At 68.4% G+C, this 16,020-nt stretch carries 12 protein-coding genes and 1 pseudogene; 8 read left to right on the top strand and 5 right to left on the bottom strand.

Features of this window, described 5'->3' with window-relative positions:
• Positions 1-6: 6 nt before the first annotated feature.
• Positions 7-5,061 carry a DUF4157 domain-containing protein gene (locus tag D7W82_RS01350; protein ID WP_158617551.1) on the bottom strand — a complete coding sequence of 1,685 codons (5,055 nt, stop codon included), beginning with the start codon at positions 5,059-5,061 and terminating at the stop codon, positions 7-9.
• A gap of 414 nt (positions 5,062-5,475) precedes the next feature.
• On the opposite strand from D7W82_RS01350, the gene D7W82_RS01345 reads away from it, so the two are divergent.
• Positions 5,476-6,585: a hypothetical protein gene (locus D7W82_RS01345; protein ID WP_233587228.1), complete on the top strand. Its 1,110-nt coding sequence runs from the start codon at positions 5,476-5,478 to the stop codon at positions 6,583-6,585.
• 286 nt (positions 6,586-6,871) lie between these two features.
• Here D7W82_RS01345 and D7W82_RS01340 read toward each other — a convergent pair whose 3' ends face one another.
• Positions 6,872-7,651: an SDR family oxidoreductase gene (locus D7W82_RS01340; RefSeq protein WP_120616570.1), complete on the bottom strand. Its 780-nt coding sequence runs from the start codon at positions 7,649-7,651 to the stop codon at positions 6,872-6,874.
• Positions 7,652-7,776: 125 nt separating this feature from the next.
• On the opposite strand from D7W82_RS01340, the gene D7W82_RS01335 reads away from it, so the two are divergent.
• The 7 genes and pseudogenes from D7W82_RS01335 (at position 7,777) to D7W82_RS41195 (ending at position 11,578) form a co-directional block, all read left to right on the top strand.
• The gene (locus D7W82_RS01335; RefSeq protein ID WP_120616569.1) at positions 7,777-8,118 is read left to right on the top strand and encodes a helix-turn-helix domain-containing protein; all 342 of its coding nucleotides are present in this window, start codon (positions 7,777-7,779) and stop codon (positions 8,116-8,118) included.
• 130 nt (positions 8,119-8,248) lie between these two features.
• A complete protein-coding gene (locus tag D7W82_RS01330) occupies positions 8,249-8,629 on the top strand; it encodes a phosphopantetheine adenylyltransferase (protein ID WP_120616568.1) in 381 nt (126 codons plus the stop codon).
• A 152-nt stretch (positions 8,630-8,781) separates the two neighbouring features.
• Positions 8,782-9,108 carry a hypothetical protein gene (locus D7W82_RS01325; RefSeq protein WP_120616567.1) on the top strand — a complete coding sequence of 109 codons (327 nt, stop codon included), beginning with the start codon at positions 8,782-8,784 and terminating at the stop codon, positions 9,106-9,108.
• A gap of 14 nt (positions 9,109-9,122) precedes the next feature.
• Complete coding sequence (locus D7W82_RS01320; protein ID WP_147439171.1) at positions 9,123-9,359, top strand: hypothetical protein; 237 nt, start codon at positions 9,123-9,125, stop codon at positions 9,357-9,359.
• Positions 9,360-9,567: 208 nt separating this feature from the next.
• Positions 9,568-10,836: a glycosyltransferase gene (locus D7W82_RS01315; RefSeq protein ID WP_120616565.1), complete on the top strand. Its 1,269-nt coding sequence runs from the start codon at positions 9,568-9,570 to the stop codon at positions 10,834-10,836.
• A 93-nt stretch (positions 10,837-10,929) separates the two neighbouring features.
• Positions 10,930-11,343: pseudogene (locus D7W82_RS42485) on the top strand (penicillin-binding transpeptidase domain-containing protein); the annotation flags it as partial.
• A 58-nt stretch (positions 11,344-11,401) separates the two neighbouring features.
• Positions 11,402-11,578, top strand: coding sequence for a hypothetical protein (locus tag D7W82_RS41195; protein WP_233587227.1), 177 nt, complete (start codon positions 11,402-11,404; stop codon positions 11,576-11,578).
• An 18-nt stretch (positions 11,579-11,596) separates the two neighbouring features.
• On the opposite strand, the gene D7W82_RS01305 is transcribed toward D7W82_RS41195, so the two are convergent.
• The 3 genes from D7W82_RS01305 to D7W82_RS01295 are packed head-to-tail and all read right to left on the bottom strand — an operon-like array spanning position 11,597 to position 15,986.
• Positions 11,597-13,327: a sodium:solute symporter gene (locus tag D7W82_RS01305; RefSeq protein ID WP_120616563.1), complete on the bottom strand. Its 1,731-nt coding sequence runs from the start codon at positions 13,325-13,327 to the stop codon at positions 11,597-11,599.
• Positions 13,324-13,506: a hypothetical protein gene (locus D7W82_RS01300; protein WP_120616562.1), complete on the bottom strand. Its 183-nt coding sequence runs from the start codon at positions 13,504-13,506 to the stop codon at positions 13,324-13,326. Before D7W82_RS01300 ends, D7W82_RS01305 begins: the two co-directional genes overlap by 4 nt.
• The gene (locus D7W82_RS01295) at positions 13,503-15,986 is read right to left on the bottom strand and encodes a PIG-L family deacetylase (RefSeq protein ID WP_120616561.1); all 2,484 of its coding nucleotides are present in this window, start codon (positions 15,984-15,986) and stop codon (positions 13,503-13,505) included. The genes D7W82_RS01300 and D7W82_RS01295 overlap by 4 nt, the downstream gene beginning before the upstream one ends.
• Positions 15,987-16,020: the final 34 nt, after the last annotated feature.

The raw sequence follows: 16,020 nt of genomic DNA, 5'->3' as shown, positions 1-16,020 counted from the left end.
CTTCTCCTAGAAGGTGTGCGTAATCTTGAAGACGTACGTTCCGTTCACGAACTCGACCCGCATCACCCCATTGGAACATTGGATTTCGATGAGCTTGATGATCTGATTCTCGAAGACGTCCCCCACCTGCCGGGGCGGCCCACCACCATCCGAGCTCAAGGGGCCGCCCCAGCCGGCCTGAACGTCCGCCATCTTCTTGCCCTCCGGCTTGATGTAGACCTCCACATCGTTGAATCCGGCATTGCGCGCTTTTTCCAGGGCGGCCATGGCCGCGCTTCGCGCGGCGGAGGCACCGGAGGCATCGGAGGTCGGTTTGATATACTTGAGCTGTATGGCGCGTGGCGGTGAGCCGATGGTGCCGTCGATGCCCGGATATGACACCCCCGCGGCGTTGTTGTCGAAGAGGACGACCGTCTCCTTGGAGCGCTCCTGGATTTCGGAGGCTTGCTGGATCTCGTGCTCTCCCATCCTGGCCTCCGCAGTCCCCGAAATAATTCGGACGCCCTTTTCAGTGCGTACATGCGGCAGGTCGGGACGGAGAGGATCTCCCAACAAGTTGGCGACATGGCGGTGGGCCTGATCCCACTCGGCCACCCTGTTCGCTGCGGGAGCGATGGCGGCCCTCACGTCGGGTTCCTTCATTCCCTTCCCTCTACTGGTGTCCAGGGCCTTCTCGAGATCGATGCCGCGGCTCACCTGAATATCCGCCCAGAGGTCGAACGCCGCCACGCTGTCTCCCGAGAACCACTCGCGCGCGGCCTTCTCGCGGTCCCCAATCTGCCTGCGGGCCTTTCCGCCGCCAGCCGTCACGGCGGTCGTGAACGGTGCCGTGCTCCCCGAGGCCGGCGGAACCAGGGTCACGAGATCCGCGGGCGACAACGACGTCTTTCTCACGGCCTCGGAGAGTTCGCCCAGGCGCTGCTTCAGCAACTGGGGCGTCGTGCCAGGTGTCGCGGCCCTCTGGACCCAGGCCTCGACCCCCGTCATCCGGCCCTGGTGCTGGAGGAGCGCCGCCTGGTCGATGAGCTTCGTGACGATCGTCAGCTCCTGGGCAATGAGCATGGTCCGGACGGTCGCCAGCTCCGCCTTCACCGTGGAGAGCGCGATCTCGGTCGTCGGATGGTAATTCGCGGCCACATAGCCACGCCCGGCCTCCAGGGAGTCGACGAGTCGCTCGTAGTGTTCGAGCTGGACCTCCAGCTCCGCGATGTCCCGCTGGACGGACTCCTTCTCACGGGCCAGCGCCGAGCCCTCCTTGTCTCCGACCTTCTGGATGCGTTCGTCGATGCCCGCGTGCAGCGACTCCAGCTCGCTGATGATGCGGTTCAGCTTGCGCACCTCCAGCCGGGACTCGAAGCCGAGCGTGCCGTAGCCGGGGATGCGCGTGAGGGCCTGGACGAGCCGGCTCAGCAGCTGACGGATGTGGCCAATGGGCCCCTCGTAGCGGCGCAGGAGCCGCGCCGTCTCCACGTGCGTGCGGATCTGGTGAGGCCCCGCCTCGGGTCCCACTTCAATCTGGACCCGGCCCTTCCGGTAGCGAACCCGCGTGGAGCGCCCCTTCAACTCCGGGGGCCCCAGCTCCACCACGGCCACCTTGCCCTGGAGGTCACCCAGCTCGAGCTCCAGCGCCGTGACGCGTTCGCTCTTCGCGGGCTGCCGCGCCGCCGGCCCCGCGGCATCCACGGGCAGCGGCCCCTCGTCGCCGGGCGCGCGGGCCTCACGTGACACCGGCTCCAGGACCTCGTCCGGCGTGGAGACCCGGGGCTCCACCTCCGCCGGTCGCGTGGAGAGGCCGTCCTCGGAGTCCGCGGCATGAGGCGAGCCGCCCGCGTCGGACGGGTGGAGCATCTGCACCGCCGAGCCCGCCGTCATCAACCCCGAACGGACCGCGCCGAGGATGGCCTCCGCCCGCCGCGCCGCCAGCTGGCCCGGACTGAGCTGCCCCTGCAACTTCTCCAGCTCCGCCAGCTCCATCTCGAGTTGGTACGGAATGACGATGACCGTCGAGCCGAGCTGGGTGACGCCGTAGATGTGGAGGATTCCCTGCAGCCGCTCCACGCGCTTCGCCCAGCGGGGCGCGTTGCGCAGCGCCGACAGCGCGGGAGACGCCACCGCCGCCACGCCGCCGACGATGGACGAGACGTCCATGAGGGTCTGGAAGTCCCACTGGAGCGCGCCCGCCGAGTGCCGCCGGGACAGGCTGTCCACCGCGACGACGGCCCCCGCCAGGCCGCCGGCCAGTCCGACCGCCAGGCCCGCGGGGCCGGTGAGGAACAGGCCCGCGATCTCCGCCACGGTGGCCAGGTCCGTCAGGCGCTGCATCACCCGGCCGCGCGTGCCCGGGGCGCTGCGCATGCGAGGCTCCAGCCCCAGGGGGCCGCCCGCCGCGTCCTCCAGCGCCTTCGGCAACCGGAGGGCCAGCGTGCCGCGCCCGTAGCCGTTGTTCTCCCGGAAGTCGACGAAGGCCTTGCGCACCGCCTCCGCATGGCCCTTCGTCCCCGGCTGACTGCCGCGCCCCTCGAAGACGTAGCGGTCCTTCGGAGAGGGCGCCGTGACGTCCGCCAGCAGGTAGTGACGCGCTCCCTCGCGCGAGCCCTCCGCCTCGCCCAGCATCATGACGAGTTCGTGGACCTGACCGTTCTCCTCGGAGACCAGCGTCACGGCCGGCCGGAAGTTGGCCCCCGGGATGCGCGCGCCCACCTTGCCGATGAGCTGGAGCCGCTGGCCCACCTGCTCCTTCTGCTGGGCGAGCTGCTGCTGGTACTCCTCCAGCGGGATGCCCTGCAGCTCCAGCTGCGCATCCAGCAATCGCGACGCCGGTGTACGCGAGTCCCTGGCGACGCTCCCCTGGCGATCCGCGGCGAGCTGGTTCGCCACCGCGATGCGCTCCTCTATCGCCGTGCGCGCATCGCCGCCCAGCTCCGCCACGCTGGCGGTCTCCACCCGTTGAAGGGCCGCGATCTGGGCGTCGAGCCCGTCGCGCTCCTCCCCCGTGGCCTGGTCGCGCAGCGCCTCCAGTCGCCGGAGCTTCGCGAGGTTCTGGTCGTTCACCTGCGTCGCGCGCCGGTTCACGTCCATCACCTTGACGACGACCGCGGCCACGCTGGAGGCCCGGCGGACGGGCGAGTCGTCGTCGAACTGGGGCGAAGCGACGCAGCGGACGAGGAACTCGCCCTCGTGGTCCCACCCCACGCCCTGCTCGCTCCTGGGCGTGGTGACCAGGTCGATGTAGCTGCTGATGCTCGCCTTCCCGAAGCGCACCACGTTGCTCAGCCCCACCACCCCCAACCACGCGGAGCGCGCGGGCCAGGTGGCCACCACGGACAGCGCCGAACCGGACGTGGCGTCGTCCACGTCCGCCGCCGTGTCCTCCGCGATGTCCTCCATCTTCCGCCCGAAGTCGCGAGCGATGGCATCCGTGCGCGAGAGCTGGTTGGCGGAGCTCAAGGCCGCGTTGCGCATGTCGCCCCGGCTCTCGGGCTGCATGTCCGTGACGTCGAAGATGTCCCAGAAGTACGTGATGGGCTGCATCCGCGCGCCCACCTGGTCCAGGGTCGTTGAACCCGCGGACGCATAATCCAGCATCATCTCGAAGCGGCTGCTCGAGCCGGTGACGGTGATCTCCGGGCCGTAATTGGCGATCTTCGAGGGGTACGGCAGCGTGTTGGCGACATTCCGGGCGCCCGCCAGCCGGGGCACGTCCGCGGGCAATGCATCCCCCACGAACTGGCCGTCCCTGCCCGTGAATCCCGTCTGCTTCGCCCCCTTCGCGACCTTCGTGCTGTGGGCCGCGTCGCGGGACTCGCGCAGCTCCTCGGTGGCCTCTTCCACGCGCGACTGGAGCGCCTCCTCCGTCTCGCCGTCCGACAGGGGCAGGACCTTGCAGACCCCGTCCGCCCAGACGTTGACGAAGGGGCCGCGCTCGTCGGACCACACCACCAACCGATCCGGAACGCCCTTCCCCTCTCCGCCAGGAGCGGAGGTCCCCCCGTCCCCCTCCTTCGTGGCGACGCTCCGGGCGATGCGCTCGCGCACCTTCGCGACGAGCCGCTCGGCGTTCGCGACATCCCCCGCGCTGGAGTCGTCCGCGGGCTTCGTCTCGGGAATGCCCACCAGCGCCACCAACGACCCCACCGAGGCGACCTCCGCCTGGAAGCGCTTCGCCTCCGCCGGTTGGAGCCAGTTGAGCAGGAGGCCCGTCTGCTCATTCTCGAAGGACCATGGCGCCCACCAACGCTCGTTCTGCTGCTCGACCAGGCGCACCAGCGCCGACTCCATGGCCAGGTAGTACCCCGTCGCCCAGATGACCGCGTCCGGCCGCATGGCGAACGTGCCCTTGCGCTTCCCGTTCGCATCGAGCCAGAGGACGTCCTGTCCGGAGACGATGAGGTACGTCAGGTCCGCCACCAGATGGCGCTGCTTCGGGTCCAGCGCATTGGCGACGGCCTCCCGCCCCTCCGCCACCATCTGCCGGTTCGTGCGCGCCGTGGGCCGCACGGGCACGGCGTCCGCTTCCGGCCCGGCGTCCAGGTTCATGCTCACGTCGCGCATCACCGCGCCGGCGCTGGGCGTGAGCCGGGGAACCGGCAGGCCGTTCACCGCGAGCGAGGCGGCCCGCTCCGCCTCCACCTCGGCGGGGTGCGTGGGCGTGGACACGGACTCCGGAAAGGCCGCCAGCCCGCTCACGCCGGCCGAGCGCTGCTGCACCACATGCGCCAATTCATGCGCGATGAGGCGCTCTCCCGAGGGGACACCGGGGCGGTAGTTCCCCGCTCCGAAGACGATGTCCGTCCCCACCGTGAAGGCCCGAGCCCCGAGCGCCCGCGCCGCGGCCCCCGCCTCGGGCGAGGTGTGCACGCGCACGTCGCCAAAGCCCGTGCCGAATGCGGACTCCATCGAGTGGCGCGTGGCGGGCGCCAGGGCCTGCCCGGTGGCGAGGATGTCCCGCACCTTCGCCCGCTCGGCGTCCAGGTCCTGCCGCGCATCGAAGCGGGGACCCACGGACGACGGGGACCGGGCCTGCACCGGTTCTCGAGTGGTTTGCGCCTTCACGCCTGACATGAAGCAACATCCCCCTGACATTCGCGTGCTTCACTCGAGTCAATGGCTCCGCGGTGCTGCCCCCAGGCGGAAACACAACCACTGTACCGCACCGGATTGTCGAGACTCCAGGTTGGCCGCAATCACACAACCCGCTGCGACAGCATGGGCAGGCATCCGCCGGGACGACGCCCTCCCCGAAGGAATCGACACGTCAGAGTGATTGGCTGACGCGTCATTCCCCACCAGGTCCTGCGTCCTGGCGAAGCCACTGGGAGTCATTTCCGCCATTTGAAGTGCTGGCACACCCCCTGCACTTCCCACCGGGTCGTTTCCACGACGAACCGGAGGAACCCCATGTCCACCCTCACCCCTGTCCTCAATCTCTGTCAGAAAGCCTTTCTCCTCACCCGGGAATCCAACCGGGTGGGTGACATGCAAGGCGATACCCGGACGCTGGCCAAGGCCCTGCAAACCCAGCTGAACTCCTTCCTGGCCCTGCCGGACGTCCAGAAGGCCATGGGGGGACAATGGTCGCTGGTGTGGGGGCCGGCGGTCTTCGAGACCCAGGAGAGCGCGACGAGCTACGCGGACAATGTGATGTACGTCGCGGCGAGCCCTGACCGGTCCTCCTATGTCGTCGCCATCGCGGGGACCAACATGCATTCCGACTATGACAAGGACCAGGAGGACAACGGCGTCAACACCACGAAGCTCTGGACGGCTGCGTTCCCAGGCCTGCCGTCCTACGGCGTGCCCCTGGGCATCAACCCCTGGCCCGTTGTCTCGACGGGGACCGCGTTGGGGGTCAACAACCTGCTGGGCATGACCGACACGCTGACGACCCAGAAGAGCTTGCTGGACTTCCTGCGCTCGCTGAGCGGGACCAAGACCCAGACACTCATCTTCGGTGGCCACAGCCTGGGCGGAGCGCTGGCGCCGACGCTCGCCCTGGCCCTGTTCAATCCCTCGGGTGGGCCCCTCCGCACCCGGGACTGGAACCATGTCCACGTGCTCCCCGTGGCCGGCCCCACGCCTGGAAACAAGGGCCTCTCCGAGTTCTTCCAGAAGGTGTTCCCGCCGGTCGGCACGGACGCGTTCCAGCCCCCCAACGCCTGGAATCAGAACATCTGGAACAGACTCGACGCCGTGCCACACGCATGGGTCGTCGACATGCTCAAGCAGATTCCCACCCTCTATCCCGCGAAGTGGGAAGGTGGCCAGGTGCCCTCGGACATCACGAAGGCGGTCAACGGCGCGGTCCTGGCCTCGAAGCTTGGCGGCGACCTGCCCGGCCCCTACACGCAGCTCCCCAACATCCAGGTGCAGGGCACCCTCCATGGCCCCATGCCCATCACGACCGAAGAGCAGTTCTTCGCCCAGGTCGCGTACCAGCACCTGGATGCCTACGAGATCCTCTTCGAGGTCCGGTCCCTGGTCTCCGAAGGCACCCGGTCCGCGCTCCGGAAGAACCTCAAGCGGTGGTGGGACTCCCTGCCGAGGATGGCGCCCCGGGACGCGAACCGCGCCGCGACCGGAAGCTGACGGGTCCCACCGCGGAAGCGAGGCGGGGAGGAGTCACTCAGTACAGCGCAGACCGCAGCCTGATGGCTGCGGAACCTGCGAAACCTGGACTCAGGGCACTTCGCTGTCTGGCGGCACCTGGAGCGCCAGTTCCTGGCAGCTCGCGGGCGCCAGGCCCTTCTCCATGGCACTCTGGCGATACTGTCTGCGCAGCTTCAAGCTTCGACTTTCCGAAGCCCCACCCTCCTGCTTGGACTCATCCACGAAGTGAATGGCAGCCCCACCCGCAGCGAAGACATGTCCCTGTTCAGGCCGTGGGGACGGTCCCGCCATCGATGACGAACTCCGTCCCCGTCACCGAGCCCGCGCGCGGAGAAGCAACGAAGGCGATGAGGTCGGCCACCTCGCGAGGTTTCACCGGACGCCCGATGGGAATGCCCCCCAGCGACTGCATGATGATCTGCTTGCCGCCCTCGTAGTCGGTGCCCGTCTGCTTCGCCAGGCGCTCGGCGAGGTGCACGGCGGCCTCTGTCTCGACCCACCCTGGCGAGACGCGCACCACGCGCACCCCTTTGGGAGTCACCTCTTTCGACAGCGCCTTGCTGTACGTGGAGAGCGCCGCCTTCGCCGCCGCGTACGCCGTCGTGGATTCGGGCAGAGGCAGTTCATGCTGAATCGAGGTCACGTGGACGATGACGCCGGAGCCCTGCGCGAGCATCGCCGGCAACAGCGCGCGATCGAGCCGCACGGCGGGCATGAGGTTCAGGTTCAGCTCCTTCTGCCATTCGTCGTCCGTGAGTGCCGCGAAGCCGCCGCCCGGGGCGGTGGAGCCTCCCAGCACATTCACGAGGATGTCGATGCCACCCAGGTGCGCCATGGCCTGCCGGGCGACCTCCGCGCTGCCCTCCGCCGTCGTCACGTCCGCCGCGACATGGTGGACGTCCTTCGTGTCGCTCGGCACCGTGCGCGCCGTGGTGACGACGCGGACGCCAGCCTCGACCAGCGCCGCGACGACGGCCGCCCCGACGCCTTTGGTCCCGCCCGTGACGAGCGCCCGTTTGCCCCTCAATTCGAGATCGAAGCTCATGGAGTGATCTCCAAGTGCGTGGTTCGTTGTCATGGCCATCTCAGTAATGGCGCGGTATCTCTTCCACAAGAACGCACGAAAAAGTGGGGTACGTACTTTTGGGTAAGCATGACCATCACACGCCCATGACTGCGGCCAGCGGCATCGAGGGCGCCATCCAGATGCTCGAAGGCCGCTGGAAGCTGGTCATCCTCTTCCACCTCTTCGGCGGGAATAAGCTGCGGTTCTCCGACCTCGAGCGCGCCATCCCCGCCGTCTCGCAGAAGATGCTCAGCCAGCAACTCCGGCAGCTGGAGCAGGACGGCATCGTCGCGCGCATCGTGCACGCCCAGGTACCACCGAAGGTCGAGTACCACCTGACCGACTGGGGCCAATCCCTGTGCCCGGCCCTGGACGAACTGCTGACCTGGGCAGAAAGACGGCCCACGCCGAAGCCTGAAGAGAAGTCATCGGCCAAGAGCCCCTGACGCCAGAACTCACGAGCGAGTCACCCGTCAGCGCGCTCGGGATCACCGGCACGGAGTACGTCATCAACAGCGGCACGGTGCCAACGGTATGAGCGGCGACGCCCTACCTTGTTGCCCTGCTGGAGTCCGTATGCGCCACGTCGTATCGACGATGCTTGTGTTCGTGGGCGTCATTCACCTACTGCCCCTCCCGGGTGTTCTTGGGAGCGAACGGCTCGCCGCGCTCTACGGTCTCTCCTTCACTGAGCCCAATCTGGCGATTCTCATGCGCCATCGCGCGGTGCTGTTCGGCCTTCTGGGGCTCTTCCTGGTCGTTGCCGCGTTTCAACCTTCGCTGCAAACCACGGCATTCACCGCCGGCTTTGTCAGCGTCATTTCCTTTCTCTGGCTGGCCTGGTCCGTGGGTGGCTACAACGCCCAGCTCGCGCGCGTTTTCATGGCGGACATCGCGGCCCTGATCTTCCTGCTGGTGGGTGTCGCCGCCCATGTCTCCGAGCGATTTCGTGGCTGACCTGTCCCCCTGAGAAGCTGGCACATCATGGCCACGGATTGGTCGTTGCTGGAATGTGAAGATGCCCAGGGGACCATCGCCGGCATTCGAAGAGAGTCGCTCCGCCCCCCTCATGTTACAGTCCGCTGGACTCGTACGCGAAGCAATCAACCATGAAGAAACACTACCAGCTATCCGAGGACTCCTTCCTCGACCATGGCATCACCTCCGGCCCGACGTTGCCAGACGAAAGCATCATGGTGGGGAAATGGGTTGAGGCTGATACCCTGCCCAGGCTGGCTTACGAAGTGACCGCACCTGATGATGAACCCTGCCAGCACTTCATGAGCGGCGGAGCTGTCATTGCCAGCGAGCGTTTCATCCAGGTGCTGCGCGGCGCTGGCGCCAACAACTTCCAATGCTTCCCTGCCCTGCTCATCAATCCAGAGACCCAGAAGCAGCGTTCGGGGGGTTCTATCTATTCAACGTGCCCGGCCTGATAAAGGCAGCGGACATGCAGCAGTCCTCCTTCACGACCTTGATGGAGGCAGACACGGAAGGTGTTGACGCTCCACGGGTGTCATTCGAGAGCATCGTGTTGGATGGCACGAAGTCGCGCGGACTGCACATGTTCAGGCTGGCGGAGTCGCCCAGTGTCCTGGTCATTGATGAGTCAGTGAAGGCAGCCCTCAAGGAAAACCGCCCGGCAGAAGGCTGGGGGATTGTTTTCGAGGAGCTCGACTCAGTGTAGTCCTGGAATGTGTGGGCGGAGCCGGCACCTCCGACAGCGCCCCTGCTTCCCCCGCCTGGGAACCCTGGATGGGTGGGCCGCGACATGAGACGCTAGCCACTACATCTTGAAAGGGTGTGCGTAGCGCAGGGCACGCACAGGTCTCCCGGTGGTCGGGCCGCCACCGGGTCGCGGTGGCTCCCGCGAACACACCCCAGGGTGCAATCTCATGCGCGTACTCATTTCCACCTACGGTACCCGAGGCGATGTCCAGCCCTTCATCGCACTCGCCAAGGCGTTGAAGGCGCATGGCCATGCCGTGGCGCTCTGCACACCCACCGGCTTCCGCGCCACGGTGGAGCGTCACGGCGTTCCGTACGCGCACATGGACAATGCGGTTCTGGAACTGACGGAGGCGGTCCTCCGCGCCCCCACGCGTGCCGAGCAGCGGCGACTGTTCAAGGGGTTCGGCGCCATCGTCCGGGCAGGTCTGGAGGACGAGTGGAGAGCAGCGCAGGAGCTGGAACCGGACGTGCTCGTGTACCACTCCAAGGCGCTCGGCAGTCACCACATCGCGGAAAAGCTCGGGGCAGCCGAGCTTCTGGCGATGCCACTGCCGCTGACTCCGACGCGCGAGTTCCCGGTGCCGATGCTTCCGGCTTTTCGACTCGGCGGTTGGCTCAATGCGCTCAGCTACAAGCTCATTCCATTGGCCAACGCGGTCTGGGCCGGCGCAACCAATGACTTCCGCGTGAAGTCACTGGGCCTCGCCCCCCTCTCACGCTTCGCGGATCCGCTGAAGAAGGTTGATGGCTCCGCGGTGCCCGCGCTGTACGGCTTCAGCGAGCAGCTGCTGCCGCGCCCCGCGGACTGGCCTCCCCACGTACAGGTCACGGGCTGCTGGTTCCTCGACGAGGCCGACAGCTGGACGCCGCCTGCCGAGCTACGGGCGTTCCTGGAGGCAGGGCCGCCTCCCGTGTATGTGGGCTTCGGCAGCATGGGTGGGGCGCACGCCGATGCTCGAGCTGCCACCGTCCTGAAGGCCGTGGCGTTGACCGGCGAGCGCGCGGTGGTCGCCACGGGCTGGGGCGGGTTGAAGGCGGACGCGCTTCCGCGCCATGTCTTCAGGCTGGACGCCGCACCGCATGACTGGCTGTTCCCGCGAATGAGCGCGGTGGTGCATCACGGTGGAGCCGGCTCCACCATGGCGGGCCTGCGGGCGGGCAAGCCGACGGTCATCTGCCCCTTCCTGGGCGATCAGCCGTTCTGGGGGCACGTGGTCCTCCGCGCGGGTGTAGGGCCACGGCCGGTGCCGCAGAAGTCGCTCACAGCCGAACGTCTGGCCGAGGCCATCCGCGCGGCACACTCCCCCTCCGTGCGAGCCCTGGCCGAGGCGATGGGCGAACGCATCCGGGCAGAGGACGGAGCCGCGCGCGCCGTCCAGCTCATCGAGCAGGAACATTCGCGGTGGAGCCACCGTCGTCATGCTGCAACCTGAGGTGGCCGCGATGGGGTTCGGAGTCTCCGCGAGCAGCGCGCGCACGCGCCGCCGAAGTACGACCGCGGCCTCGTCACCCACTGACGGGACTGAATGCTCCGGCGAGCGCGGAAGAAGGGATTCGACGCGCCCCCTGGCTGCCGACCCGGGCGAGCCCCCGCACCGATTCCCCGGTCGCGGTGGATCCGCGCCCGCGGCAAGCAGCCTCGTGCTGCTCACATCGCTCGCGTGCGTGGGTCATCGTCCTGTCCCGCTCCGCATCGTCTCCCGCCATCCCGGCTGCTTTGGCCTGATGAACCTGGAAACGGGCCCGGTGGCCTTCAACGACAGCAGCGCCTGCCACCCGCCTCCACCTTCAAGATTCCGCATGCGCTCATCGCGCTGGAGGAAGGCGTGTTGAAGCCAGACGAGGTGTTCCGTTGGGACGGCGCCCCGCATGCCATCCAGGCCTGGAACCAGGATCAGACGCTGGACACGGCCATGCGTCGCTCGGCCCTGTGGGTCTTCCAGGGACTCGCGACCCGGCTCGGCCGTGACCGCGAGGAGGCCTGGATGAGGCGCCTCCATGGTGCAGGGCCCCCAGTCCGTGTCGCACGTCCGGGATGGCATCGACATGGGCGGCCCCTGGAAGGAGGGCGCGTATGTCTTTGTCAGCACCGTGCGCGCCCCAGGAGCGTGGGTGTCACCCCACCCCGCGCTGGCCGCCGCCATCGACGCATTGACGGCCCAGGGCTTGCTCTGACCGTGAGAGCGAGCGGCCTCAGGCCCCCGTCGCCGGGGCCGGGGCCGGGGCCGGGGCCGGCGTCTCGCCGCGCGGCAGGACGCCCTGCATCACCAGGCCCAGCACCACCACCAGCGCACAGCCGATGACGTTGAACCAGAGGTAGCCCACGTCCGAGAGGAAGAAGAGGGCAATCACCGTCGCCTGGGAGATGACGGCCGCCGCGAACACGGCATGGCCGCGCACGTGCTTCACGAAGAAGGCCACCAGGAAGATGCCCAGCACCGTGCCGTAGAAGATGGAGCCCAGGATGTTGATGGCCTGGATGAGGTTGTCCAGCAGCGAAGCGAAGGTCGCGAAGGCCACCGCGACCAGCCCCCAGAACACGGTGAACAGCTTGGACGCCACCAGCACCTGCCGGTCCGAGGCGCCGGGCCGGAACACCCGCCGGTAGAAGTCCACCGTCGTGGTGGTCCCCAGCGCCGTCAGCTCGCTGGCGATGGAGCTCATGGCCGCGGACAGGATGACGGCGATGAGCAATCCGAACAGCCCGCTGGGCAACCAGCGCTTCACGAAGGCGATGAAGATGTAGTCCGAGTCCTTCGTCTCCGCGCCCGGAAGCGCGCGCGCCACCATGGCCTTGGCCTCCTTGCGGACCTCGCCCGCCTGCTGCTGAGCGCCCTGGAGCAGCGCCCGTGACGCCTCGCCGGCCGCCACGTCACCCGACCCGACGGCCGACAGGTAGCGCTCCACCTCCGCGCGCTTGCTGGACTGGACCTGCTCCCACTTCGCTTCCAGTTCGGCGTACTCGGCCGCCTGCGCCGTGCCCTGCACGCGGGTGCGCAGCGCGTCGTTGAAGAGCAGCGGCGGCGTGCTGAACTGGTAGAAGACGAAGACGAGAATCCCGACGAAGAGGATGAAGAACTGCATCGGGATCTTCAGCACGCCGTTGAAGAGCAGCCCCAGCCGGCTCTCGGAGATGGAGCGGCCCGTCAGGTAGCGGCCCACCTGGGACTGGTCCGTGCCGAAGTACGACAGCGACAGGAACAGACCTCCCGTGATGCCGGACCAGAAGTTGTAGCGGTCCTGCATGTCGAAGTCGAAGCTCACCACGTTCATCCGGCCGAACGCGCCGGCCACGTCCACCGCCTTGCTGAACGAGACGTGCTCCGGCAGGCGCCAGAGGATGACCGCGGCGGCCACCACCATGCCGCCCATCATCACCACCATCTGCTGCTTCTGCGTCTGGCTCACCGCCCTGGAGCCTCCCGTCACCGTGTAGAGGATGACGAGCGCGCCCATGGCGATGACCGTGGGCTCCAGCGGCCAGCCGAGGATGGTGGAGAGGATGATGGCCGGCGCGTAGATGGTGATGCCCGCGGCCAGCCCGCGCTGGATGAGGAAGAGGAAGGCGCCCAGGAGCCGCGTCTTCAAATCGAAGCGCGACTCCAGGTACTCGTACGCGGTGATGACGTTCAGCCGGTAGTAGATGGGCACGAAGACCGCGCTGATGATGACCATCGCGATCGGCAGGCCGAAGTAGAACTGCACGAAGCGCATCCCGTCCTCGTAGGCCTGCCCGGGGACGGAGAGGAAGGTGACGGCGCTTGCCTGCGTGGCCATGACGCCCAGGCCAATGGTGGGCCACCTCAGCTCACGGCCTCCACGCAGGTACTCATCGCTGGTGGCCATCCCCCGGGACTTCCAGAGGCCCCATACAACGATGAACGCAATCGTCCCGCCCAGGACCAGCCAGTCGAGCCCCGTCACGCGTACGCCTCGGTGAGTCCCCAGAACACGGCGACGAACAGCACGAAGGTGCCCAGCACCAGGATGTAGATGTTGCGCCAGGAGCCCAGCAGCGGCGGCGCGTCATCGAGCTCGGGCCGGCGCGCGGGGGCGGCGGCGGCGGCGGGCTCAACAGGGGTCAGGTTGGGAGCGGTGCTCATGGAGAAAGGATGTTGGCCAACAGGCGGTAGGCGCCGGGAACCCCGGCGGGGAGCTGACGGAAGAAGGCGAGGCCCGTGTAGATGAAGGTGCCCTTGCCATGACGAGCGACCAGCAGCGCGCCCTGGAGCGGCGCCTCGCCAGCGTCGTTCATGGCGAACACGGGCTGATAGCGAGCGTCCCACGACGACGCGAAGTAGAGGCCACGCTCCTGCACCCAGCCCTCGAAGTCCGCGGCCGTCAGCGCATTGGGCGCGCGCAGCAGCGGCTCATTGGCGCGCAGCGGCGTCATCACCGCCGTCTCATCCGTCACCCGGTCGCGGCCAATCTCCATTGGATAGGGCCCGACGAAGGACGTGAGCGGCCCCACGCGGCTGCTGGTGTTGTACTGCACCACCAGCCGCCCGCCGCCTTCCACGTACTGGAGCAGCCGCTCCCGGTGGACGGCCAGGTGCGTGTTGGCGTTGAAGGCGCGCACGCCCACGAGGATGGCGTCGAAGCGCTCCAGCTTCTCCCGGGCCAGCCGCTCCTCGGGGAGCAGCGTCACCTCGTAGCCCACCGCGCTCAGGCTCTCCGCGACGCGGTCGCCCGGACCGGGGATGTAGCCAATGCGCTTGCCCTTCATGGCCAGCGAGAACGGCACCACCGTGGCCGTGGAGGGCTGGCGCACCGTCAACGGCGGGATGTGGGGATGGGACACGGACAGGGCACTCCACGACCAGGCGCGGCCCCCCACGTCGACCTCCACGGAGAGGACTCCCTGCTGCGTCGCGCCCGGGGGCGGTGTCACCTGGAAGGTGACGGTGCGCTCGTCTCCGCGTGCCGCGAGCTTGAACTCGATCGACGCGGGCTCCACGCGCCAGCCGGGAGGCGCCACCATCCGCACCGTGCCCGGCACCGGGTCCATCCCCGCGGCCAGCACCACCGGCACGGCGCGGGACTCGCCGTTGGGGAACATGAGCACGTCCTGCGCCAGTGTGGCGGTGACGGGCGGGACGACCTCGAAGTCACGGGAGAGCTCGCCGCGCACCGGATCCGTCCAGGCGTAGACCACCGGGCGCACCGCGCGGATGCGCCGGCCCGCGACCTGGTACTCGAACGCCACCGACAGCGCGGGGACGCCCTCCGGCTGGCCGGTGAGCGCGCGGTCCTCGCCCTTGAGCGTGTAGAGCCCCCCGGTGACAGGCTCCCGGAGCCAGTAGGGCGTGGAGATGGGCGCCGTCGCCGGCAGCGTCACCGTGCGCGACAGCTTCAGGGGCACGTTCGCGCCCAGCGCCTTCCCCACGGCCTCGGGCTTCTCGCCCGGCAGGGTCAGCCCCACCCACTCGACGGCGGCGGGCGAGCGGTTCAGCGCCACCACGTCCAACGCCACGGGCAGCCCCGGGATGCCCGTGGGCGCGGCGGCACGCACCTCCAGGAACAGCCCCGCGCAGGCGGCGATGAGCGCCTCCACCTCCCGCAGCTTGGGCGCCTTCCAGGGGTGGGTGTCCGGCAGCGCGGTCAGCACCTCGTGGACGCGGACGAGCGCGGGCAGGGAGCGGTGGGGGGCGCGCGCATCGAAAGACTTCGTCGCGGCGGACACCGCGCGGGACACGGCCTCCGAGCCCGTCCAACGCTTCCAGGAGAAGTCGAGCCCCTCGAACACGTCGCGCTTCGGGAGCGTCCCCGCCAGCGGCGTGAAGTACTCGGTGGCGGGGCCCCGGTCCGCGGCCTGGCCGAAGCCCTGGCTCTTGTGCTGGCTGCGGCTCTCCGCGGCCACCTCGCCCCACGAACGCCCGAGCAACGCGTCGTAGCCGCCCACGTCCAGCTTCACGTAGCGGGACAGGTCTTCATCGGGCTTGAAGCTCCACGAGGAGGCGTTCTGCAGCAGGCGGTCCGCCTTCCACGGCTTCACCTCGGACAGCTGCTCGGGAAAGCGCTTCGGGTCCGCGGCGGCGATGAAGGCCTCCGCCGCCAGCAGCGCGGAGGCGGTGTGGTGGCCGTGGTTCGGCGGCGCCGTGGTGAAGCGGGTGATGATGACGTCCGGCTGGAAGCGCCGGATGGCGAGCACCACATCCGCCAGCACCGCGTCATGTCCCCAGATGCGCAGCGCCTCTTCCGCGCTCTTCGAATAGCCGAAGTCCCGCGCCCGCGTGAAGAACTGCTCCGCGCCGTCCACGCTCCGCGCGGCGAGCAGCTCATGCGTGCGGATGAGCCCGAGCAGCGCGCCCTGCTCGGTGCCGATGAGGTTCTGCCCACCATCCCCGCGCGTCACGGACAGGTAACCCGTGCGCAGGCCGCGCTCGCCCACCAGCCACGCGAGCAGGCGCGTGTTCTCGTCGTCCGGGTGGGCCGCGACATAGAGCACGCTGCCCGTCACTCCGAGCCGCTTCAGGCCCGCCGCGATTTCACCCGCGTGGAGCTGCCGGGCAGGCCGCGCCACCGCCATCGACCCGAATCCAAGGCTCATGGCCAGCGTCATTCCAAGGAGCAGGTTCCGCATTCGGACGGACCCTATACCAACCCGCGCGGTCTGC

Source organism: Corallococcus sp. CA049B, assembly GCF_003611685.1.
Taxonomy (GTDB): Bacteria; Myxococcota; Myxococcia; order Myxococcales; family Myxococcaceae; genus Corallococcus; species Corallococcus coralloides.
The sequence above is the reverse complement of the archived record's forward strand: the minus strand, read 5'-3'. Positions and strand labels throughout refer to the sequence as shown.

Coding starts and splice junctions, on each gene's coding strand:
- D7W82_RS01350 (WP_158617551.1), bottom strand. CDS start 5,061: ATGTCAGGCGTGAAGGCGCAAACCACTCGAGAACCGGTGCAGGCCCGG.
- D7W82_RS01345 (WP_233587228.1), top strand. CDS start 5,476: ATGCAAGGCGATACCCGGACGCTGGCCAAGGCCCTGCAAACCCAGCTG.
- D7W82_RS01340 (WP_120616570.1), bottom strand. CDS start 7,651: ATGAGCTTCGATCTCGAATTGAGGGGCAAACGGGCGCTCGTCACGGGC.
- D7W82_RS01335 (WP_120616569.1), top strand. CDS start 7,777: ATGACTGCGGCCAGCGGCATCGAGGGCGCCATCCAGATGCTCGAAGGC.
- D7W82_RS01330 (WP_120616568.1), top strand. CDS start 8,249: ATGCGCCACGTCGTATCGACGATGCTTGTGTTCGTGGGCGTCATTCAC.
- D7W82_RS01325 (WP_120616567.1), top strand. CDS start 8,782: ATGAAGAAACACTACCAGCTATCCGAGGACTCCTTCCTCGACCATGGC.
- D7W82_RS01320 (WP_147439171.1), top strand. CDS start 9,123: ATGCAGCAGTCCTCCTTCACGACCTTGATGGAGGCAGACACGGAAGGT.
- D7W82_RS01315 (WP_120616565.1), top strand. CDS start 9,568: ATGCGCGTACTCATTTCCACCTACGGTACCCGAGGCGATGTCCAGCCC.
- D7W82_RS41195 (WP_233587227.1), top strand. CDS start 11,402: ATGGTGCAGGGCCCCCAGTCCGTGTCGCACGTCCGGGATGGCATCGAC.
- D7W82_RS01300 (WP_120616562.1), bottom strand. CDS start 13,506: ATGAGCACCGCTCCCAACCTGACCCCTGTTGAGCCCGCCGCCGCCGCC.
- D7W82_RS01295 (WP_120616561.1), bottom strand. CDS start 15,986: ATGCGGAACCTGCTCCTTGGAATGACGCTGGCCATGAGCCTTGGATTC.